At 67.1% G+C, this 18,697-nt stretch carries 21 protein-coding genes and 2 pseudogenes; 9 read left to right on the forward strand and 14 right to left on the reverse strand.

All coding sequences use genetic code 11. The annotated features are described in order from the left end of the window. Nucleotides 1-11 precede the first annotated feature (11 nt). Together AB4Z37_RS03120 and AB4Z37_RS03125 are read right to left on the reverse strand one after the other, a co-directional pair. Nucleotides 12-1,298 (reverse strand): adenylate/guanylate cyclase domain-containing protein, encoded by a 1,287-nt coding sequence (locus AB4Z37_RS03120; protein WP_441515199.1) that lies wholly within the window; start codon nt 1,296-1,298, stop codon nt 12-14. A 69-nt stretch (nt 1,299-1,367) separates the two neighbouring features. Continuing rightward, nucleotides 1,368-2,294 (reverse strand): LysR family transcriptional regulator, encoded by a 927-nt coding sequence (locus tag AB4Z37_RS03125; RefSeq protein ID WP_441515200.1) that lies wholly within the window; start codon nt 2,292-2,294, stop codon nt 1,368-1,370. 152 nt (nt 2,295-2,446) lie between these two features. Between AB4Z37_RS03125 and mbfA the strand changes: the two genes are divergently transcribed. From mbfA to AB4Z37_RS03140, 3 genes are all read left to right on the forward strand, one after another. Further along, entirely contained in the window at nt 2,447-3,418 is a 972-nt protein-coding gene (mbfA, locus tag AB4Z37_RS03130; protein WP_441515201.1) for an iron exporter MbfA, read from the forward strand. Between the two features lie 105 nt (nt 3,419-3,523). Further along, nucleotides 3,524-4,381, forward strand: a complete 858-nt coding sequence (locus AB4Z37_RS03135) for a S1C family serine protease (protein ID WP_441515202.1) — start codon at nt 3,524-3,526, stop codon at nt 4,379-4,381. 5 nt (nt 4,382-4,386) lie between these two features. Continuing rightward, nucleotides 4,387-4,956, forward strand: coding sequence for a helix-turn-helix domain-containing protein (locus tag AB4Z37_RS03140; protein WP_441515203.1), 570 nt, complete (start codon nt 4,387-4,389; stop codon nt 4,954-4,956). A 21-nt stretch (nt 4,957-4,977) separates the two neighbouring features. Here AB4Z37_RS03140 and AB4Z37_RS03145 read toward each other — a convergent pair whose 3' ends face one another. From AB4Z37_RS03145 to blh, 5 genes and pseudogenes are all read right to left on the reverse strand, one after another. Further along, nucleotides 4,978-5,763, reverse strand: coding sequence for a sulfite exporter TauE/SafE family protein (locus AB4Z37_RS03145; RefSeq protein WP_441515204.1), 786 nt, complete (start codon nt 5,761-5,763; stop codon nt 4,978-4,980). After that, entirely contained in the window at nt 5,760-6,221 is a 462-nt protein-coding gene (locus tag AB4Z37_RS03150) for a DUF6691 family protein (RefSeq protein ID WP_441515205.1), read from the reverse strand. The genes AB4Z37_RS03145 and AB4Z37_RS03150 overlap by 4 nt, the downstream gene beginning before the upstream one ends. Further along, on the reverse strand, nt 6,218-6,628 hold the full coding sequence (locus AB4Z37_RS03155; protein WP_441515206.1) for a YeeE/YedE family protein: 411 nt from the start codon (nt 6,626-6,628) through the stop codon (nt 6,218-6,220). The genes AB4Z37_RS03150 and AB4Z37_RS03155 overlap by 4 nt, the downstream gene beginning before the upstream one ends. Continuing rightward, the gene (gene bigR / locus AB4Z37_RS03160) at nt 6,625-7,002 is read right to left on the reverse strand and encodes a sulfite-sensing transcriptional repressor BigR (RefSeq protein WP_249123069.1); all 378 of its coding nucleotides are present in this window, start codon (nt 7,000-7,002) and stop codon (nt 6,625-6,627) included. The genes AB4Z37_RS03155 and bigR overlap by 4 nt, the downstream gene beginning before the upstream one ends. A gap of 11 nt (nt 7,003-7,013) precedes the next feature. Then, nucleotides 7,014-8,368, reverse strand: a pseudogene (blh, locus tag AB4Z37_RS03165) (bifunctional sulfur transferase/dioxygenase Blh). A 214-nt stretch (nt 8,369-8,582) separates the two neighbouring features. On the opposite strand from blh, the gene AB4Z37_RS03170 reads away from it, so the two are divergent. Next, on the forward strand, nt 8,583-9,071 hold the full coding sequence (locus AB4Z37_RS03170) for a lysozyme inhibitor LprI family protein (RefSeq protein WP_441515207.1): 489 nt from the start codon (nt 8,583-8,585) through the stop codon (nt 9,069-9,071). A 46-nt stretch (nt 9,072-9,117) separates the two neighbouring features. Beyond that, nucleotides 9,118-9,852 (forward strand): transporter, encoded by a 735-nt coding sequence (locus AB4Z37_RS03175; protein WP_441515208.1) that lies wholly within the window; start codon nt 9,118-9,120, stop codon nt 9,850-9,852. A gap of 82 nt (nt 9,853-9,934) precedes the next feature. On the opposite strand, the gene AB4Z37_RS03180 is transcribed toward AB4Z37_RS03175, so the two are convergent. After that, a complete protein-coding gene (locus tag AB4Z37_RS03180; RefSeq protein ID WP_441515209.1) occupies nt 9,935-10,645 on the reverse strand; it encodes a hydrolase in 711 nt (236 codons plus the stop codon). A gap of 121 nt (nt 10,646-10,766) precedes the next feature. Here AB4Z37_RS03180 and AB4Z37_RS03185 point away from each other — a divergent pair, with 121 nt between their 5' ends. Further along, nucleotides 10,767-11,270: a MarR family winged helix-turn-helix transcriptional regulator gene (locus tag AB4Z37_RS03185; protein WP_441515210.1), complete on the forward strand. Its 504-nt coding sequence runs from the start codon at nt 10,767-10,769 to the stop codon at nt 11,268-11,270. 70 nt (nt 11,271-11,340) lie between these two features. Continuing rightward, complete coding sequence (locus tag AB4Z37_RS03190) at nt 11,341-12,069, forward strand: hypothetical protein (protein ID WP_441515211.1); 729 nt, start codon at nt 11,341-11,343, stop codon at nt 12,067-12,069. A 58-nt stretch (nt 12,070-12,127) separates the two neighbouring features. On the opposite strand, the gene AB4Z37_RS03195 is transcribed toward AB4Z37_RS03190, so the two are convergent. The 3 genes from AB4Z37_RS03195 to AB4Z37_RS03205 form a co-directional block, all read right to left on the reverse strand. After that, nucleotides 12,128-13,348 (reverse strand): YbfB/YjiJ family MFS transporter, encoded by a 1,221-nt coding sequence (locus AB4Z37_RS03195; protein ID WP_441515212.1) that lies wholly within the window; start codon nt 13,346-13,348, stop codon nt 12,128-12,130. A 115-nt stretch (nt 13,349-13,463) separates the two neighbouring features. Next, complete coding sequence (locus tag AB4Z37_RS03200; RefSeq protein ID WP_441515213.1) at nt 13,464-13,700, reverse strand: tautomerase family protein; 237 nt, start codon at nt 13,698-13,700, stop codon at nt 13,464-13,466. Nucleotides 13,701-13,730: 30 nt separating this feature from the next. Next, nucleotides 13,731-14,441: an SDR family NAD(P)-dependent oxidoreductase gene (locus AB4Z37_RS03205; protein ID WP_441515214.1), complete on the reverse strand. Its 711-nt coding sequence runs from the start codon at nt 14,439-14,441 to the stop codon at nt 13,731-13,733. A 269-nt stretch (nt 14,442-14,710) separates the two neighbouring features. On the opposite strand from AB4Z37_RS03205, the gene AB4Z37_RS03210 reads away from it, so the two are divergent. Continuing rightward, nucleotides 14,711-15,646: a LysR family transcriptional regulator gene (locus tag AB4Z37_RS03210; RefSeq protein WP_441515215.1), complete on the forward strand. Its 936-nt coding sequence runs from the start codon at nt 14,711-14,713 to the stop codon at nt 15,644-15,646. Here AB4Z37_RS03210 and AB4Z37_RS03215 read toward each other — a convergent pair. Next, nucleotides 15,597-16,325: an SDR family oxidoreductase gene (locus tag AB4Z37_RS03215; protein WP_441515216.1), complete on the reverse strand. Its 729-nt coding sequence runs from the start codon at nt 16,323-16,325 to the stop codon at nt 15,597-15,599. The genes AB4Z37_RS03210 and AB4Z37_RS03215 overlap by 50 nt on opposite strands. Nucleotides 16,326-16,461: 136 nt before the next feature. After that, nucleotides 16,462-17,430 carry a LysR family transcriptional regulator gene (locus AB4Z37_RS03220; RefSeq protein WP_441515217.1) on the reverse strand — a complete coding sequence of 323 codons (969 nt, stop codon included), beginning with the start codon at nt 17,428-17,430 and terminating at the stop codon, nt 16,462-16,464. 455 nt (nt 17,431-17,885) lie between these two features. Here AB4Z37_RS03220 and AB4Z37_RS03225 point away from each other — a divergent pair, with 455 nt between their 5' ends. Next, entirely contained in the window at nt 17,886-18,377 is a 492-nt protein-coding gene (locus AB4Z37_RS03225; protein ID WP_441515218.1) for a hypothetical protein, read from the forward strand. Nucleotides 18,378-18,548: 171 nt separating this feature from the next. On the opposite strand, the pseudogene AB4Z37_RS03230 reads toward AB4Z37_RS03225, so the two are convergent. Continuing rightward, nucleotides 18,549-18,697, reverse strand: a pseudogene (locus AB4Z37_RS03230) (autotransporter outer membrane beta-barrel domain-containing protein); the annotation flags it as partial.

Consider the following 18,697-nt stretch of genomic DNA (forward strand, 5'->3'; position numbering starts at 1 on the left):
CCCGTGCCGCGTCACACGCCGGTGTCGGAGGCGAACGCCCGGCTCAGATAGCGATCGTACCGCTCGGCACGCGGCGGCGTCGTCCTGATCTCGGGATCGAGCGTGAACAGGTCCTGCGCGCGACCGATGCCGCGCAGCGCGAAGCGCCCGGTCGAGACAAAGTGATCGCGGCCGGCGGGATCAAGACCGGCGAGGAAGGTCGACGACACCAACAGTTCACGATCGACCGAATTGCACATCGCCGCGATGCGGCTGACCTCGTTGACCGCCGGGCCGACCACCGTGAAGTCGAGGCGCTCGTCGCTGCCGATATTGCCATAGAATACTTCGCCGACATGCAGGCTGACATAAGCGGTGGTGATCAGCCTGTTGGCGCCCGAGCGGCGCTGGTTGATGTCGCGGATCGCCTTGCGAAACTCGTGCTCGGCGCGCAACGCCTCCTGGCGCGCCAGCACCATGTCGTCGGGATTGAAGATCGCCAGCACGCCATCGCCGATCAGCTTCAGCACGTCGCCGCCGGCGTCATGGATCGCCCCGATGGCCGCGTCGGCGTAATCGTTGAGGAACGGAATCAGTTCGGCCGGCGGCATCGCCTCGCTGATCGCGGTGAAGCCGCGCAGGTCGGAATACCACAGCACGGCATTGATCCGGTCGGCGACGCCGCGCGAGATGCGGCCGTGCAGCACGCGTTCGGCGGCATCGCGCCCGAGGTAGACATGGCCAAGGGTGCGCGCGACGCGCGTCAGCGCGCAGGCCTTCACCGCAAGCCCGAGCAGCGGCACCAGCTCGCGCAGCGCCTCCAGCCGCTCGGCCGCATCGAAGCCGCAGGAATCGCGCATCAGCCAGTAGGAATAGACGCAGTCCATGTCACCGATGATTTCGGTGTCGCCGAAGCGATGGATGAACAGCACGCAATCCTTGTGCCCCTTGCCGGCGAGATCACCCACCATTGAAAAATCGGAGGACCGGGGCCGCTCCAGATCGATGCGCATCTCCCCGTGCCCGCGCTCGAGCATCGCGAAGAACGGCGAGCGTTGCCAGTTGGCCGCGCCTTCGCCGCTGCTGGACGAGCCGTATTCGAAGGTATCGCTCTCGTTGATCTCGATGTCGGTCCAGCGGAAGCCGCGCCCCTCGAAGATCGGATGCAAGGTGTCGATGAAGACCAGGGCGCGCGACAGGTCGAAGCCGGCGGCGCGGCAGCGCTCACAGAAGCCGCGCAGCAGCTCGGTCTCGGCGAGACCGGTCAGCCCCGCGCTGGTCAGCCAGTTCATGATGTCGGTCCGGGCCGCTCGGTCCATTGCCACTCTCTTGCTTCGTTCAGGTTCGCCGCGCCACGTTCGTCGCGTTGCACGGCCATGTTAGCACCGTCAGGGACCAACCTCCTCCCCACCAACCTCGAAACTCTTCGCTGTCTGCCCAACGAGCTCGACGAAACGGCGGACGGCGGCGGAGCTGTCGCCGCGGCGCGTCGCCAGCCGCAACGGGGCGGTCGGCTGGGCAGTTCCCTTGAGACGACGATACACCACGCCGTCGAGATGCATGCGCTGGAGCGACGCCGGCACCACGGAGATGCCGAGGCCCGCGGCCACGAGATTCAGCGTCGCAACGATGCGCGGTGCTTCCTGACCGACACGCGGGCTGAAACCGGCGGCATGGCATGCCGAAAGAATCGCGTCATAGAATCCCGCTCCGTTCGGCCGCCGATACACCACAAAAGTTTCCCCGGCCAGCGCGGCGAGCGTCAACGCACCATCGCCGTGCGCGAGCGGATGGCCATCAGGCAGAGCCACCAGCATCGCTTCCTCCAGCAACGAGGTGATGACCAGGCCCTCCGGATCCGCCACGGGGGTGCGGATGAACACCGCATCGACCCGCTCGTGGCGCAGGTTGTCGATCAGTTCGTTGGTGCCGCTCTCCTCCAGCGTCAGCGCCACCAGCGGATAGCTGTCACGAAAGGCACGGATGACCCGCGGCACGAACGGGTGGAAGGGCGCGGAACTGGTGAAGCCGACCGAGATTCGCCCCTCCTCGCCCCGCGCGGTGCGGCGGGTGGTGGCGAAGGCGTGATCGACATGGGCGAGGATCGCCTGCGCATCCGCAAGCAGGGCCCGCCCGGCGTCGGTGAGCTCGACGCCGCGCGGCTTGCGGCGCAGCAGCTGCACGTCGAGCTCGCGCTCGAGCGCCCGGATCTGCTGGCTAAGCGGTGGCTGCTGCATTCCGAGTCGCTCGGCGGCTCGGGTGATGTGCCCTTCCTCCGCGACCGCGATGAAATAGCGAAGATGCCGAAGCTCCATCGTCATATCCTGGCGATATGGATAAGAGCTGAGCCATATTACGAACGGCGACGGGCGAAAAGGGGCGAGATCACCGGCCGCGGTGCGCGTTGACCTTGCGAGACAACTCCGCTATTTTAGAATAATTCTAAACTCCTAAAAAGTTCAATCTCATGAAGAATTTCGCTGACCTGACCGAGCGCGAGATCCTGGCTGTCGCGATTGCCTCCGAGGAGGAAGACAGCCGCATCTATATGACCTTCGCGGAGGACCTGACCGAGCGCTATCCGGAATCGGCCAAGATCTTCGAGGAGATGGCCGAGGAGGAAAAGCACCACCGGCACTTGCTGCTGGAAATGTACGAACAGCGCTTCGGCACCAACCTGCCGCCGATCCGGCGCGAGGACGTCAAGGGCTTTCTGCGCCGCCGCCCGATCTGGCTGACCAAGAATCTGCCGCTCGACGCCGTCCGCAAGGAAGCGGAGACGATGGAGTTCGAAGCGGCGCGTTTCTATGACAAGGCCGCAGCGCAGGCCCAGGACGTGCACGTACGCAAGCTGCTCGGCGATCTCGCCGAGATGGAGCGCGGCCACGAGAACCGCGCGGTCAAGCTCACCGACACCATCCTCAGCCCGGACGTGCGGGCCGAGGAGGACCGCACCAGCCACCGCATGTTCGTGCTGCAATACGTCCAGCCGGGTCTCGCCGGCCTGATGGACGGCTCGGTGTCGACGCTGGCGCCGCTGTTCGCCGCCGCCTTCGCCACCCATCACAACTGGCAGACTTTCCTGGTCGGCCTTGCCGCCTCGATCGGCGCCGGCATCAGCATGGGCTTTGCCGAGGCGTTGTCCGACGACGGCTCGATGACCGGCCGCGGCTCGCCCTGGCTGCGCGGCGGCATCTGCGGCCTGATGACCACGCTCGGCGGCCTCGGCCACACCGTGCCTTACCTCGTGCCCGACAGCTGGGCCAATGCATTCTGGATCGCGACCGCGATCGCCGGCCTCGTGGTGTTCGTCGAACTGTGGGTGATCGCCTATATCCGCGCCCGCTACATGGACACGCCGTTCCTGCAGGCGGTGTTCCAGATCGTGCTCGGTGGCGCCATCGTGCTTGCCGTCGGCATCCTGATCGGCGGCGCCTGACCGCCGTCACCTGACCATCAGGCCGTTACTCACCTGGCCATCGGGCCAGTGGGAATGTGCCTGCGCAAGGCGCACCATTCTCTCGCCAGCAGACAACGGCGGGAGATGGCGATGAACGGCAACACGACGAACGGCGTGCGACACCTCGTGACGGCATGGGCCGACCGCGTGCTCGCGCTCGACAACGAGGACGGTTCCCGCGCGAGCGCCATCGCCTGGCGCAAGGGCCTCGTGGTCAGCGCCGACGAGGCGGCCGGCGATCAGATCAAGCTCTTTGCTGGGGATGGCCGGCAGGTCGGCGCCGAATTCGCCGGCCGCGATCCGACGACCGATGTCGCCTTGTACAGAGCCGACGTCGATCCCCCGCCTGTGGAGCCGGCCCCGGCGGTCGCACCCGGCGACTTCGCGCTGGCGATCGGGCGCGGCGCGACGTCCGAGTGCGTGGCCGCAGGCGTTGTCGCGGAAACCGGCGACGCGTGGCGCAGCTCGCTCGGCGGTACGATCGACCGCAGGATTCGCCTCGACCTGCGGCTCGCCCGGCGCGCTCATGGTGGCGCGATCGTGGATGCCGCCGGGAAGCTGATCGGCCTCGCCGCATTCGGGCCGCGGCGCACTGCGATCGTCATTCCCACCGAGACCGTCGAGCGGATCGTCGACCGGCTGGTCTCGGCTGGATCGATCGCGCGCGGCTATATCGGGGTTCAATTGCATCCGCTCAGTGATGGCCACCGCGGCGTGGGCGCGATCATTGTCAGGCTCGACGACGGCGGTCCCGCCGCGACCGCCGGCCTTGTTGTCGGCGACAGCATCATCAGCTGGAACGGCGAGGCCATCAGCGGCGTGCGCGACATCTTCCGGCGCCTGGGGCCGGACAGCGTCGGCACCACCGTCAAGCTCGGCCTGCTGCGCGCCCACCAGCCCGCCACCATCGACATTGTGGTCGGACAGCGGCCACTTAAATAGCTGGCATGTGGACCGCGGGCGACCCCAACAGCACGGAACCGGCGGCGGAAGAGGCCGTGGTGCTGATCGGCCTCGCCATTGCCGATCGCCAGCTGGAACGGCGCGTGCGATTGCTGCTGCGGCAACTGGCCGACATCGAGATCGGTGATCCCGACGAGGCGGACGTCGTCCTCACCGATAGGTCCGACGACCTGGCCGGGCCTTTCCTCGTTCTCTGTGACAGCGCCATGGCCGGTGTCGCAGCCAACCATGTCGCGCGCGATGCGGACGCTGCCGTGCTGCAGGCCGCGATCCGCCTGACGGCCCATGGCTACCGGATCACGGCCCCGACCGGACGACGCACCCTCGCGCCAGACCACCACGACACCGCGCCAGGGGAGCTTCTGACCGCTCGGGAGCGGCAGGTGCTGGAGCGGCTCGCCGCCGGCGCGTCCAACAAGATGATCGCGCGCGATCTCGACATCTCGATCGCCACCACCAAGTTTCATGTCGGCACGCTGCTCGCCAAGCTCGGCGCGCGCAATCGCACCGACGCCGTCGCGATCGGCATCAGGCGCGGCCTGCTGCTGATGTAGAGCCGCCGCGGCCCCGACCACTCATCCCTGATGCGCGATCGCAAGGCCGCTGCGCACCAGGATGACTGCCGCCACCACGAAGATCAGCGCCGCGAAAATGCGGTTGAGACCGCTGTGGTGCGCCGCCAGGCGGGACGCCATGACCGTGCCGAAGACACCGCCCCCGATGCCGCCGCCGATGAACTCGGCTGCGACCGGCCAATCGATCAGCCCCGACGAGGCATAGCTGAGGCTGGTCGCAAGTCCGAACGTGCCGACCGCGAGCAGCGACGATCCCACCGCGTTGATGGTGGGCATGCCGGTGGCGAGGATGAGGCCGGGCACGATCAGGAAGCCGCCGCCAATGCCGAAGAAGCCGGATGCCGCGCCGGCGCCCGCCGCGATCAGCGCGGTCAGTAGGCACATCCGGCGATCGGCCTGTGCCGGCGCGGCGCCCGCGACGGCGCGCGGCCGCAGCATCACCCCGCCGACGGCGAGCATCACGAGCCCGAACAGGAACAACAGGCGCTGGCCGTCCATCGCCTTGCCGAGCGCCGCGCCCGCGAGCGCCCCGAGTGCGCCGATCATCGCGAACACGAGCGCGCAGCGCCACCACACATGGCCCTTGCGGGCATGGCCGACGAGCCCTGCATAGGCATTGACCGACACCGCGAGGGCCCCGGTGCCAATCGCGATGTGCGGCTGCGCGACGCCCACCGCATAGAGCAGCAGCGGCGTCGCCAGGATCGAACCTCCGCCGCCGATCAGGCCGAGCGTGAAGCCGACCAGGCCGCCGGAGCCGACGGCCGTCATGGCTTGGGCAATCATGCATCCTCCCGGGCCAGCGAGGCCGTTTCGATGGCGGCCGTCAGGCGGTCGTGCAGCACCATGCCTGCGAGCATCGCCGCGACGAAGATCAGCACGGAGGTGCGGCCGGTCACGAGAGAGGCGACCGCGGGTCCGGGGCAAAGTCCGACGAGCCCCCAGCCGACCCCGAACAGCGCCGAGCCGACGACGAGTTTGCGGTCAGGCTTCGCCGTTGTCGGCGGGAGATGAAAGGCGGTATCGAGCAGCGGCCGGCGCATCCGCCGCGCCAGCGCGACGCCGAGCATCGCGATGATCACGGCGCCGCCGAGCACGAAGGCGAGCGCTGGATTCCATGCGCCCGCAATGTCGAGAAAGCCGCGCACGCGCGCGGGATCCAGCATGCCGGACAACGCCAGGCCGAAGCCGAACACCACGCCCGACGCCAGCCCGGCCACTGTCTGCGAGAGATAACGTGTCATGATCCGATCGCCCTCATGATGCCGACGGTGACGATGGCGGCGCCAAGGAACGTCGCCACCGCGACCATCGAGCGGGGTGACAGCCGCGCGAGACCGACCACGCCATGGCCGCTGGTGCAGCCCGAGCCCATGCGGGAGCCGAAGCCGACGAGCAGCCCGCCAGCGATCAACAGCGCCGGTGAGGTGGTGATCGTCGCCTCCGGCCATTGACCGAACACGGCGCGATAGACCACCGGCCCGCACAACAGGCCGGCGACGAACGCGGCATTGACGGGCACCTGGATGCCCTGCGAGAGGCGGCCGACGATGCCGCTGATCCCCGCGACACGGCCGTTGAGCACCAGCAGCAGCGCGGCGGACAGGCCGATCAGCAGCCCGCCGGCGAGCGAAGCGCCATAGGCCGTCATGATTTCACCCCCGTGGAGCGCGACCGTTTCGCCGGCTGCCCGGCATCGGCGCAGAAGATGTCATGCAGCGCCTCGATCAGCCGCGCCGCCTTCTCGTCGGTGAGCCGATAAAAGATCTGCTTCGCCTCGCGACGCGTCTCGACGATGCCGGCGGCGCGCAGCACGGTGAGCTGCTGCGACAGCGTCGGCTGATGGATGTCGAGCTCGTCCTCGAGCTGGCCCACCGCATATTCCCCACCGACCAGCGTGCACACGATCATCAGGCGGTTGCGGTTGGCGAGCGTGCGCAGGAGATCGGCGACCTCGTCCGCACGGCTTGCCATCTCCGCGCCGGCAGCCGTCATTCCGGCGCCGGCTCTGTCGATCTTGTCCATTATCGTCATGCTCATCCCCATGCCGCGCCCGCAAGCGCGTCCAGCGGAAACTTGAGGTAGCGGCGGCCATTGCCTTCCGGCTCGGGCAGGCGGCCGCCACGGATATTGACCTGAAGGGCGTGCAGAATGAGCTTTGGCATCGGCAGCGTGGCGTCGCGCAGACGGCGCAACGCCACAAAGCTCGCCGCGTCCTGGCCCACGACATGCGGGTTCGCGCGCTTCTGCTCGCCGACCGTGCTTTCCCAGCGCGGCGGCCGGCCGCCGGGCTGGTAGTCGTGCCCAGTGAATACGCGCGTCGCATCCGGCAACGCCAGAATCTCCTGGATCGAGGCCCACAGCGCCTCCGCACTGCCGCCGGGGAAATCGGCGCGGGCGGTGCCGCTGTCGGGCATGAACAGCGTGTCGTGCACGAACACCGCATCCCCGATCAGATAGGAGATCGAGGCGAGCGTATGTCCGGGCGAGAACAGCACCCGGCCCTCGATCGTTCCCACCGTGAAGCGGTCGCCATGGGCGAACAGGCGGTCCCACTGCGAGCCGTCGGTCGCAAGCTGCGGCAGGTTGTAGATGGCCTTCCACAGCTTCTGGACAGCGACCACCTGCTCGCCGATGGCCGTCGGCGCGCCGGTCTTGCCCTTCAGGTACTGAGCCGCGGAAAAGTGGTCGGCATGCGGATGGGTGTCGAGAATCCACTCGACCTTCAGGCCGCGCGCGGCGACATGGGCCAGCAGCGCATCGGCATTGGTGGTCGCAACAGCGCCGGACTTCTCGTCGAAGTCGAGCACCGGATCGATAATGGCGCAGGCGCCCGTCGCCGGATCCGACACCACATACTGGATGCTCCAGGTGCGCGGGTCGAAGAAGCCCTGCACGTCGGGGCGTTGCGCGGTCGTGACGGGCCGGGCCGTGGATGCGGTCATGGTCATGATGACGCCTCCGATTGTTGCCGACGGCGCAGCCACGCTTCCGCGCCGGCAAGATCGAACCCATGTGCTTCGCCGAAACCGCGCACCTCGTCGATCGCCATGCGGCCGTCCAGCACCTCGCCGATCACATGCAGCGTCAGGGCCCGCGTGCCGCCCTTGCAGTGCGCCAGCACCGCGCCGTCGCAGGCGGCAACCGCCTCCTGGAAGCGGCGCACATCGGCCTCGGTGATCGTCGGGCCGGTCACGGGAATGTGCGTGTAGCCAAGACCCGCAGCCTGCGCAGCTGCCGCTTCCGCCGCTGTTCCCGGCTGCTCGGCGTCCTCGCCGTCGGGACGATTGTTGATGACGGCCGCAAATCCGGCCTGCGGCAACGCCGCGAACGTGGTCAATGGCGGCTGGGCCGCGACCGAAAGCTTCTCCGTGATGCGCACCGTCCGCATGAACCTGGTCTCCGTCTGAGATTTTATTATACGATTAAATATAATGTATATTGATAAATGACAAGGGCCGATTCTGACTTCCGTCGACCGCTTGGACTCCTGGCCTTGTCCACGCTGCCGTCTTGCCGGCCCTCAACGGGAAGGATTGAGTTCCCTCATCTTCGCCTTAGGGTGGCATCCGCCAGCGAGGCTGGAAAAAGGAGATCGGCAGGGAATGAACGCTTCAATTCGACAAGGCGGCCGGCCGTCGCTCGGCCGCTGGAGCCTGCTGATCCCCGCAATGCTGTGGCTGAGCATGGCGCAGGGGACCGATAGTCATGCCCAGAGTTTCGCCTGTGACGCTGCGAAGAAGGTCGATGAAAAGACCATCTGCCAAAACGCGGGCCTCGCCAATCTCGACGTGGTTGCCGCATCGGCCTTCAAGGCGAAGGCGCGCAAGGCCGCGCCGGCGGACAAGACCAAGCTGACGACCGATCAGACCGCATGGCTGAAGGACCGCGAAAGCTGCGGCAGCGACACGCAGTGCACGGCGCGAGCGTCTATTGACCGACCGCTCGCGCTTGACGCGCTGGTCCCGATGGCCGACCTTGGGCGCCGGGAGAACAATCGTGCAAGGGATCATTGCGCTCGTCTGCGTTCTGACGCTTGTCGTGGCGGGCGGCGCCCGAGCGCAGCAGCCGCTGCAGGCACCGCAAAGCCCTGAGGTGCGCAAGACACTGCTGGGCCCTTTCCCTGCCGACGCATCGGCCGTGGACGACTCCAGGGACGATCACGTCGATCCGGACCGGCCGCATTTCCCCGAGGCCAGCACAACCGCCGGGCTGGGCCGCGCGGTGCTGGAGGGCGGATACACCTTCACGCGGAACGGCAGCCAGCTCCAGTCGCACTCCATGCCTGAGTCCCTGCTGCGCGTCGGCATGTTCGCCGATTGGTTCGAGATGCGCGTCGGACAAAATGTGCTGAGCGAGCGACGGACGGTCAACGGCGTGACGCGCACCGCGATCGGCGCGCAGGACCTTTACCTCGGCGCCAAGGTCGCCCTGACCGCCCAGGACGGCCTGTTGCCCGCGACCGCGCTGATTCCGCAGATGACGGTCCCGACCGGCGCCAGCGCCACCACCGCCGGGCGGGTGCTCCCCGGCCTCAATGCCGACTTCGGCTGGGAAGTGCTCAAGGACAGGTTCGGCATCGAGCTGCTGGTCGCCAACAATCAGGTGCGTGACGAGCTCGGCGGCTACCAGCATCTGATCGCGACAGGCCTGACCGGCGTCTTCCAGCTGTCGAAATCGCTGGAAGTGTTCGCGGAGTGGGACGCCTACTATCCGCGCGGCGGCCTCGCGTCCACCAGCCCCCAGCACTACGCGGTCGGGGGCGTGGTCTACTTTCTCACACCCGACATCGCACTCGACGCGCGCGCCGGCGCCGGCCTCAACAGCCACTCGAGCCATCTGCTGGCGGGCCTCGGCCTGACCGTGCGGCGGTAGTTCGGCCGCACGCCGGCGCCGCGGTGATCGCGGGATCGAACACGCCGGCATACCGCGCATGTTCGATCTTGCCACGCCCCGTCTATTTCATCGCTCGCAGATACTGGGATCCTGCCGCAATCGCCTTGGCATGCTCACGCATGATCTGGTTGACCGGGCCGGCGGTCGCGCTGTTCGCCCAGTCGGCCTGCCATTCCAGCATGACCGGCAGCCACGTCATGGGCACGGCCCCGGCCTGGACGAGACGAGCCATGGCCTGCTGATGCGACAGTTCGTCATAGTCGCCGCTGGCATCAGCGACCACATAGACGTCATAGCCGTCCTTGAGGGCGGCAAGCGCCGGCAGCATGACGCAGTTGTCGGTCCACAGCCCCGCGATAATCAGCTTCTTGCGCCCGGTCGCGCGCACCGCGTCGCGCACCCGCGCATCCGCCCACGCGTTGATGACCGTGCGGTCGATTGGCTGCTGGTCGGGATTGACCGCCTGAAGATCGGCAAGCAGCGGTCCGGCGAAGCCCTTGGCGACGATGGTGCTGACGATCGTCGGGACCTTGAAGACACGCGCCGCCTTTGCAAGCGCCTGCGCATTGTTCACTATGGCGTCGATGGGCTGCGAACGGGTGGAGAAGACGTACTGGGGTTGAAAATCGACGAGCAGCAGGACGCTGTTGTCGGGGGTGAGCTGGTCGTAGACGGGCTTGACCGACTGCGCCTGGGCGGCGCCGGCAAGGCCGCAGGTCAGCGCAAATCCGAACACGGCTGCGCGAGCCTGCCGGCGAAGGCTGGACAACATCATGGTTTCTCCGAATGTGGGCGGGAGCGCCCATCCGCTCCGCTCATGCCGGCGACATATCTTATATCTAAGATTCTTTTCAATGAGACGAATGCTGCGATCAACCGAATGTGAGATTCCAATGGACCGAGCCGCCCGCGCGATCGATGAGTGGAAGGCGCAACGTCCCGACCTCGATGGCCTGCCGATGATGGTCTTCGGCAGGCTCGCCGAGGCCGCTCATGCCGTGGCCCATGACCATCTGCGTCCATTCCTGCAGGCAAGCGGCCTGCCAGCCGGCGAATTCGACGTGCTGGCCACGCTGCGCCGTGCCGAACCGCCCCACGCGCTGACTCCGACCGCGCTCTACGATGCGACGATGGTGACATCCGGCGCCATGACCGGACGGATCGACCGCCTGGAAAAGGCCGGGCTGGTGCAGCGCAAGGACGACCCCGCCGACCGGCGCGGGACGATCGTCGCTCTGACCAGGAAAGGCTTCACGCTGATCGACGACATCATCACCCGCCATGTCGAGAACGAGCGCCGCCTGCTCGCCGGGCTGTCGCGCAAGGAACAGGAAACGCTGGCCAACCTGCTGGGCAAGCTGATCGCAACGCTGCCGGCCTTCCCATCTTGCGACTGACGACGGGTGACGCCGCCGTGCTTTCCGCCCATCGTCACCGTACGGCCTGATCGCAACGCTGGGACGGATCATGCTCACGCTCGAAAAACTGCGGAACCAGTTCTACCCCGTCGAAACGATCGGCACGGATCTCGTTCGCTGCGGCGACGAGCTGCCGGGGCGCACGATCCACACCTATGTCAGACTGTGCGGCGCGGATGGCTGCGCGCCGCTGCTCGTCTCGGAGGATCTGGTCGACGACGCCTTTGCCGCACAGGTGCTGCATCAGGCGGGATGTACAGGCGTCGTGCGCCCGAGCAAGCGCGACCTGCAGCCGAACCGCTACGGCTTCACCCATCTGCTCGAAGTCCCGCCGCACTATCATGCCGAGCTGAAAGGGCGTCTTGACGCCGAGCGGATGCGGACAACGCTCTGCATCCCGATCTTTGGCTGTGAATTTTCCGGCGACGAGACGCCTGAAGACTTTCACGCCTTGCGCGGACGGCTGGTGCCGACCTCGCGCTGGAACCGGCCACCCTGCCCGAGAATATCGCTGCGCTTCGACAACCCGAGAACCGGCGGCGGCACCGGCGAGCGCACCGTCTTCGCCACCTTCGACCAGGTGCTGCGCGAGATCGCGAACCTCGCCGGCGTCCAAGATGGCTTCATCGAGCTGTACAATCACCGCGGCGAGATCGTCGAGCTGGTTTACCGCCCCCGCGCCAGTTTCAGTTGGATCGAAGGACGCGACGATGCGGCGGCCCGGCTGATCGACGCCAATGCGATTCGCGATACGCTGTGGACGTTCGTCACCCGCTGAGCCGGCGCCCGGACTCGCGACAGGCGAGTGCTCCGATCGAACGCAAGGGGCGCCTCGCTCAGTTCCGCCCAACCACCACCGCGCCGAGCAGATCGATGACCAGTGCGGCGGCGACCGCTGCTGCGCCGATCATGAACAGCAGCGCATAGTCGCCGCCGGTGCGCTCGAAGACGAACGACAGGCCATAGGCGCCTGCGGCCTGAAACACTGCGAAGGTCGTGGTCGCCTGGGCCCATGCCGCACGCTGGCCGGCCGCGCTGTGCGGCACGAGTTCGTGAATGCGCCCGATCACGAGCGGGACGATGCCCGGCGTGAAGCCGCCGACGATGAGGCTCGATACGATCATCGCCGCTGGTGCCGTGCTGATCACGGGGAGCACAACCGCGATCGCCTGCATCAGCAGCGCCACGCGCAACGCCGGTGCGAAGCCCGAACGGTCAGCGAGATGCCCGGCGAGGAGCGGCCCGACCACGGCGCCAAGACCATAGAGCACCCAATAATGTGCACCGGCCGTGATGCCCTGCCCCAGTCCACGCGCCACGAAGTCGACGCGAAACACCATGTGCGGCACCAGCGCGAGCGCGTTGAGGCCGTATTGCCCGCACAACAGCACGACGAGGGGCGAGCGCGCGGTGCGCGCGGCCGGCGCCTCGGCCTTCACCGCCACATCGCTCGGCCATGCCTTCCAGCTCGCCAGCGTCAACATCGCCGACAACGCACCGAGGCCGATCCACGCCTGCATCAGTCCCTGCTGGAGCAGCAGCGGCACGAGCGTGCCGGATGCGGCGACGCCGAGGCCGACGCCGGCGAAGATCACGCCGCCGACGACACCACGCTTGTTCGCCGCGGTGTGCGGCAGGATCGTCGAGGCGGCGAGCACCATGATCACGCCCCCGGTCAGGCCGGCCAGGAAGCGGAAGGCAAAGAACCACAGGAATGACAACGGCACGGCGCAAGCGAAGCAGCAGAGCGATGCCAGCACCATGACCCCGCGCAGGGTGCCCACCGCCCCCAGCCGCTCGCCAAGGCTGCGCGCGACCAGCGTGCCGGCGAGATAGCCGGCGAGATTGACCGCGCCGAGATACACCGCCTGCGACGGCGTGAACCACTTCGCTGCAATCAGCGCCGGAATCAGCGGCGTATAGGCGAAGCGCGCAAGGCCGAGGCCGACCAGCGAGGCGCACAGGCCCGCGGTGGCGGACAGCCAGACCGGGCCACCAGCATCGTGCTGGCGAGCCGCCATGGCGTTGTGATGATGACCGGCATTCGTGCGCGACATGGACATAGCTTTAAGCCTGTGATGACGGGCTGAAAAACGAAGAGTTGCGATAGCAGCCATCGCTGCCAGCGATGACGGATGGCGGCGGAGATGCGCCGCCATCCGGTCACCTCGCTCAGGACGAGCGCGCCGCGCGCGCCTTGCGATAATCGAGGACGGGCAATCCGCCCCAGCCCCAGTTCTCGACATCGACCTCCTCGATGACGACGAAGGTCGCTTCGAGCGGCTTGCCGAGCACGTCGCGCAGCAGTTCGCTCGTGCCCTTGATGAGTGCGGCCTTTTCGGCCGCGGTCACGGATGTCGTCCCCGGGGCAGTGCCCTCGCGCGTGACCTGAATGGTGACGATCGGCATGGTGATGATCTCCTGTGCAAGCTGTGCAGATCAGTGGCCGGCGCTCTGGCCGCCGTCGACATGCAGGATCTCGCCGGTGACGAAGCCCGAGCTCTCCAGGAACAGCACGGCGTCGACGATGTCCTTGATATCGCCCATGCGACCGACCGGGTGCAGCTTGGCCAGGAAATCGTGCGTTGCCGGCGCGTGCATCGGCGTCTTGATCACGCCCGGCGCCACCGCGTTCACGCGGATGCCCTTGCCCGCATACTCGATCGCCAGCGACTTCGTCGCCGCGTTCAGCCCGCCCTTGGTCAGCGAGGCCAGCACCGACGGAACGCTGCTGCTGGCGTGATCGACGAGGCTCGTGGTGATCTGCACGATATGGCCGGAGCCCTGCTTCACCATCTCCCGGACCACGCGCTGGGTGAGATGGAAGAAGCCGTTGAGATTGACCGCGAGAACCGCCGCATAGTCCTCGTCGGTGTAGTCAGTGAACGGCTTGGCGATGAAGACGCCGGCGTTGTTGATGAGCGTATCGATGCGGCCGAACCGATCCAGCGCCTGCGACACGATGCGTTCGGCGGTGGCCGGATCGCCGGCGTCGCCAGCGACGGCCAGCACGCCCGCGTCCGACGACGGCTTGATCGCGCGGGAGTTGGCGACGACGCGGTAGTTGCGGTTACGGAAGCCTTCGACCAGCCCCGCGCCGATGCCCTGCGATGCGCCGGTGATGACGACGACCTTCTGCTCTGCACCCATGATAGCTCTCCATCGGTTGCCGAAGCGGCCTTGCCGCCTCGCGTTGACGATGAAGAGAGGCTAGGGTCTTCCTCGGGGCGCGCGAATGCCCGTCATGCGGCAGTCACTCTTCCGCGCGGCGAACGAATGGCGCCGGCATTGCCGCTGGCCTCGCGCGAACGGCGACCGCGCGCCCACGTCGGAATAGAAGGAGGCCGGCGGGCGATCAGTCATACCCAGGCGGCCCGTACCGAAGTAGCATGCGGCAACCGCCACTCACAATGACATCGATGCACCCCAGATTTCTCAAGACTTTCCTCGCCGTCGTCCGCACCCGCAATGTCACGCGAGCCGCTGACGAGCTTCACCTCGCCCAGTCCAGCGTCAGCGACCAGATCCAGGCCCTGGAGGCAGACCTCGGCGCGCAGCTTTTCGTGCGGACTCGGCAAGGCCTCGACCTCACGCCAGCGGGCGACGCGCTCAAGGTCTATGCCGAAGACATCCTCGCTCTCTCAGACGAGGCCCGGGCTGCGGTAGCCTCCGCATCGGCCCTGGACGGCGGGACCCTGACGCTCGGTGCGCTGGAAACGATTGGCGCCGCGAGGCTGCCGCAATGGCTCAGCTCCTTCCAGCAGCAACAGCCGGAGATCGCCGTACACCTGAAAATCGCGGGGAGTGGCGAGCTGCAACAAGGCGTTGCCGACGGCGCCATCGATGCCGCGTTCTGCTTCGACAAGGGCCCGATCGACGAACGGCTGGCCAAGCGCGTCATCTCTTCCGAACCGCTCGTTCTGATCGGACCTGCCAACGGGACTGAAAAGGCGGCTGCGGCGGACATCGCCGCAAGTGCACCATCTCGTTTCATTGCCACGGAACGTGGATGCGTCTACCGCCACCTGTTCGACAAGGCATTGTCCGAGGCCGGCGTTGCGCCGGTCATTGCCTCTGAGGTCGGCAGCATCGCCGCGATCGGCCGGCTCGTCGCTGCCGGCGCCGGCAGTGCGCTTGTCCCCCGCCTCGCCGTCAGCGACCTGCTCGATCGCGGCGAGGTGGTCGAACGCGCTTGGCCGAGCATCGCGACTGCGGCGCGGCTCATCCTGATCTGGCGCCGCCGCCGTGTTCAACCGCCTGCGTTGAAGCTGTTTCTGGCGGCTGCGGACCAATGGGTGACGATCGTCAGATCAGACGGTGACCACCCTCGACATGCAGCACCGTCCCCGTCGTGAACGTGCTGTTCATGAGAAAGGTGATGGCCTCGGCGATATCGGCGGCGCGCCCGACCCGGCCGACCGGCAGGCGCCTCGCCATGGTGTCGAACATCTCGTCCTTCCTGTCACCCGCCACGAAGGCCCAGATCGGCGTGTCGACCCATCCCGGCGAGACCGCGTTGACCCGCTGCGGCGCCAACTCGACCGCAAGAGCTCGAACGAGCCCCTCGAGGGCGGCATTGACGGCCGCGACGACCGTTCCGCGCGGCAGGGGGCGATAGGCGGCAATGCCGGACGTCAGCGTGATCGAGCCGGACGGCGCGAGCCGCCCTACCCCATGTTTGGCGAGCAGCAGCGGACCGAAGACCTTGCTTTCCACGGCTCGCCGCGCAGCGTCGAGATCCAGCGCGGGCAGCAGTTCGTAGGCACCGCGGATATCGGCGGCAGTGCACACGATGTGATCGAGCTCCCCGACCCGCGCGAACAGGCCGGCGACGTCACTCTCGCGGGTAACGTCCGCCACGATGGCTTCCAGACGAGAGCTAACGCCGAGGTGCTTGCCGGCGCGGTTCAGCCTCTCCTGATTTCGCCCGACGATGACGACATGCGCGCCATCGGCGAGACAGCGCTGCGCCAGGGCAAGCCCCATACCCGAACTGCCACCCGCGATGAGAACTCTGGCATCTGCGACCGTCATATCCACCATCTTTCCTTGATGTCCAACGCTGCGGGCAGGTTTCCCAGACTTGCGCGACATTCGGAAACGGACAAAACCGATGGTGCGATCGGTCGATCCGATGGCCGGAAGCCAGAGCGTGACGGCGATCGCCCCCCTATCGGGCGCTGCGACGTGTACGCCGCGCACGCATGGCGCCGGCGTTGTGGCTGGCCTCGCGCGACAGCCGCTCAAAATAGCGTTTCAGGCGCGGCACGGCGAAATCGACGAAAGCCCGCACTTTGGGCACCCCGAAGCGCCCCTGCGGCGCCAGCAGATGGACGGGCAGCGGCGGGTGCTCGTCGGCGGCGAGCAGGATCTGCAGCCGCCCGTCCCGGATCTCCTCGGCGATATGATAGGAGAACAGCCGCGTGACACCATGGCCCTCCGCTGCGGACGCCACCGCCGCCCGCACCGTGTTGACAACGAGCCGCGGCGCGAACTGCACCGTGCGCGGGACCGACGAGCCCTTGCGCGGCGGAAAACTCCAGGAATCGATGCCGAAATGGGTCATGGCGATGATGCGCTGCTTGGCAAGGTCGGCCGGCTCGCCGATCACGGGGTGCTGCGCGAGATAGCCTGGCGCCGCAGCGACGACGCGGCGAACCTCCCCGAGCTTCGTGGCGACAAAGCTGGAATCTGGCAGGTGGGCGATGCGCAGGGCGACGTCGATGCCCTCGTCGATCAGGTTCACCGGCCGGTCGAGCAGCAGCAAGCGGACGGACACCGTCGGGTATTCGTCTATGAAGGCGTCGAGCACCGGCCGCAGCACGTCCTCGCCGGTGATCACCGGCGCCGTCAGCGTCAGCGTGCCGCGCGGCGCGGCCTTCTCACCGCCGGCGAGCAGGTCCGCCTCCTCGAGCTCGGTCAGGACACGGCGGCAGGCCGCGGCATAGCGTTCGCCCGCCTCGCTGAGCTTCAGCGACCGTGTCGTGCGATGCAGCAGCTCCGCGCCGACATGCGCCTCCAGGAACGCGATCGCCCGGCTGACCGCCGCCGGCGACCGGCGCAGCCGCCGTGCAGCACCGGCCAGGCTGCCCTCGTCGACGGCAGACACGAACACTTTCATCGCGTCAAAGCGATCCATGGCAGCTCCAGGCCAATCAACGGCATCTGCGCGGGACACTAGAGCGCGTTCGCTTTTGATGGAATCACGAACGCGCTCTAGTTATTTGTTTTGACGCGTTTTCTTCACGCGAACCGTGCCCACTTCGCTCGAAAACGCTCTAGAAACCCGCCGACGGGGCGGCAAGGCGAGGCCGGGCGAGCCTTTCACCGCCGCCCGACGACATCCCGGACCACGCCGACCTCGGCGCGGGCCTCGAGAGGCAGAGACGGCGGAGCCCCCCTGCAGGCCGGATTTGTTTCTATGAATTGCTGGCGCGGGCGCAGCGTGCGCCGCCAGGCACGCCGGCTTCATGGGGGTGTAGGGATCGAACCGGACGCAAGCGAGCCGCTGGTCAATCCCCCCGCATTGCGGTTAGGTTCGGCGCGGGAATAACCAGGCTGAGATTTGCAGATTCTCTATCGACAGGGGCTTTCATGACGACGCTTTCCAACCACCTTGCGACCTTGTTCCGCTCCGGCCGCATCCTCGCGGCTGTGATCGCGTTGTTCGCCTTCGCTGCGGTCTCCGTCGCGCCGCTTCATGCCGCCGCCGAGCTTCCCGGCGACGACGACCAGGACGTGCTGATCCGCACCACCCTCATGACCTTCAACGACGCCAACATGACCAACGACTACTCGGTCCTGTTCGCCAAGGCATCGAAGGAATTCCAGTCGCAGCTCGCCGTCGAGAAGCTGCAGGCCGCGTTCGAGCCGTTCCGCAAGAACGAGCTGTTCTTCGAGGAAGTGGTCACTGCCGACTACGATTCGTTCGAGAAGGCCACGCTCGACAACGAAGGTGCCCTCGTGCTCGCCGGCGTGTTCAAGACCGACGACATGGAAGTGAAGTACCGGCTGCGCTTCGTCCAGAACAACCGTGTCTGGAAGCTGCTCGGCCTCAATGTCGATGCGACGCGGAAGAAGCAGTAGCGGCGAGCATCACGGCTCCTGCCCGTCCGGACACCGGACAGGCCGGCCCTGCGGGCCTCGTGATCATGCATGCTTGGCGGCTATCGCCCAAAAAAAGAAAGCCGCCCGGGTCGGGCGGCTTTTTTGAATCTCAGACGCGTACGGAACAGTCCCGCGGGCTGTCGCCCGCGCTTACCAGCTGTAGCGAACGACGCCCCGGCCACCATATGAGCGCGAGACATTGGAGAACTCGCCCTCGAAGGTCGCGGCAGCCGACCAGCCGTTGCGCCACTTCATTTCAGCCGACGCGGTCGTCAGTGCGGCATCGGCGGCCTGCGCCG

This window comes from Bradyrhizobium sp. 2TAF24 (genome assembly GCF_052115025.1).
GTDB lineage: Bacteria > Pseudomonadota > Alphaproteobacteria > Rhizobiales > Xanthobacteraceae > Bradyrhizobium_A.

Coding starts and splice junctions, on each gene's coding strand:
- AB4Z37_RS03180 (WP_441515209.1), bottom strand. CDS start 10,645: ATGTTGTCCAGCCTTCGCCGGCAGGCTCGCGCAGCCGTGTTCGGATTT.
- AB4Z37_RS03150 (WP_441515205.1), bottom strand. CDS start 6,221: ATGACACGTTATCTCTCGCAGACAGTGGCCGGGCTGGCGTCGGGCGTG.
- AB4Z37_RS03170 (WP_441515207.1), top strand. CDS start 8,583: ATGAACGCTTCAATTCGACAAGGCGGCCGGCCGTCGCTCGGCCGCTGG.
- AB4Z37_RS03185 (WP_441515210.1), top strand. CDS start 10,767: ATGGACCGAGCCGCCCGCGCGATCGATGAGTGGAAGGCGCAACGTCCC.
- bigR (WP_249123069.1), bottom strand. CDS start 7,002: ATGGACAAGATCGACAGAGCCGGCGCCGGAATGACGGCTGCCGGCGCG.
- AB4Z37_RS03225 (WP_441515218.1), top strand. CDS start 17,886: ATGACGACGCTTTCCAACCACCTTGCGACCTTGTTCCGCTCCGGCCGC.
- AB4Z37_RS03215 (WP_441515216.1), bottom strand. CDS start 16,325: ATGACGGTCGCAGATGCCAGAGTTCTCATCGCGGGTGGCAGTTCGGGT.
- mbfA (WP_441515201.1), top strand. CDS start 2,447: ATGAAGAATTTCGCTGACCTGACCGAGCGCGAGATCCTGGCTGTCGCG.
- AB4Z37_RS03210 (WP_441515215.1), top strand. CDS start 14,711: ATGCACCCCAGATTTCTCAAGACTTTCCTCGCCGTCGTCCGCACCCGC.
- AB4Z37_RS03140 (WP_441515203.1), top strand. CDS start 4,387: ATGTGGACCGCGGGCGACCCCAACAGCACGGAACCGGCGGCGGAAGAG.
- AB4Z37_RS03135 (WP_441515202.1), top strand. CDS start 3,524: ATGGCGATGAACGGCAACACGACGAACGGCGTGCGACACCTCGTGACG.
- AB4Z37_RS03220 (WP_441515217.1), bottom strand. CDS start 17,430: ATGGATCGCTTTGACGCGATGAAAGTGTTCGTGTCTGCCGTCGACGAG.
- AB4Z37_RS03190 (WP_441515211.1), top strand. CDS start 11,341: ATGCTCACGCTCGAAAAACTGCGGAACCAGTTCTACCCCGTCGAAACG.
- AB4Z37_RS03200 (WP_441515213.1), bottom strand. CDS start 13,700: ATGCCGATCGTCACCATTCAGGTCACGCGCGAGGGCACTGCCCCGGGG.
- AB4Z37_RS03195 (WP_441515212.1), bottom strand. CDS start 13,348: ATGTCGCGCACGAATGCCGGTCATCATCACAACGCCATGGCGGCTCGC.
- AB4Z37_RS03120 (WP_441515199.1), bottom strand. CDS start 1,298: ATGGACCGAGCGGCCCGGACCGACATCATGAACTGGCTGACCAGCGCG.
- AB4Z37_RS03125 (WP_441515200.1), bottom strand. CDS start 2,294: ATGGAGCTTCGGCATCTTCGCTATTTCATCGCGGTCGCGGAGGAAGGG.
- AB4Z37_RS03155 (WP_441515206.1), bottom strand. CDS start 6,628: ATGACGGCCTATGGCGCTTCGCTCGCCGGCGGGCTGCTGATCGGCCTG.
- AB4Z37_RS03205 (WP_441515214.1), bottom strand. CDS start 14,441: ATGGGTGCAGAGCAGAAGGTCGTCGTCATCACCGGCGCATCGCAGGGC.
- AB4Z37_RS03145 (WP_441515204.1), bottom strand. CDS start 5,763: ATGATTGCCCAAGCCATGACGGCCGTCGGCTCCGGCGGCCTGGTCGGC.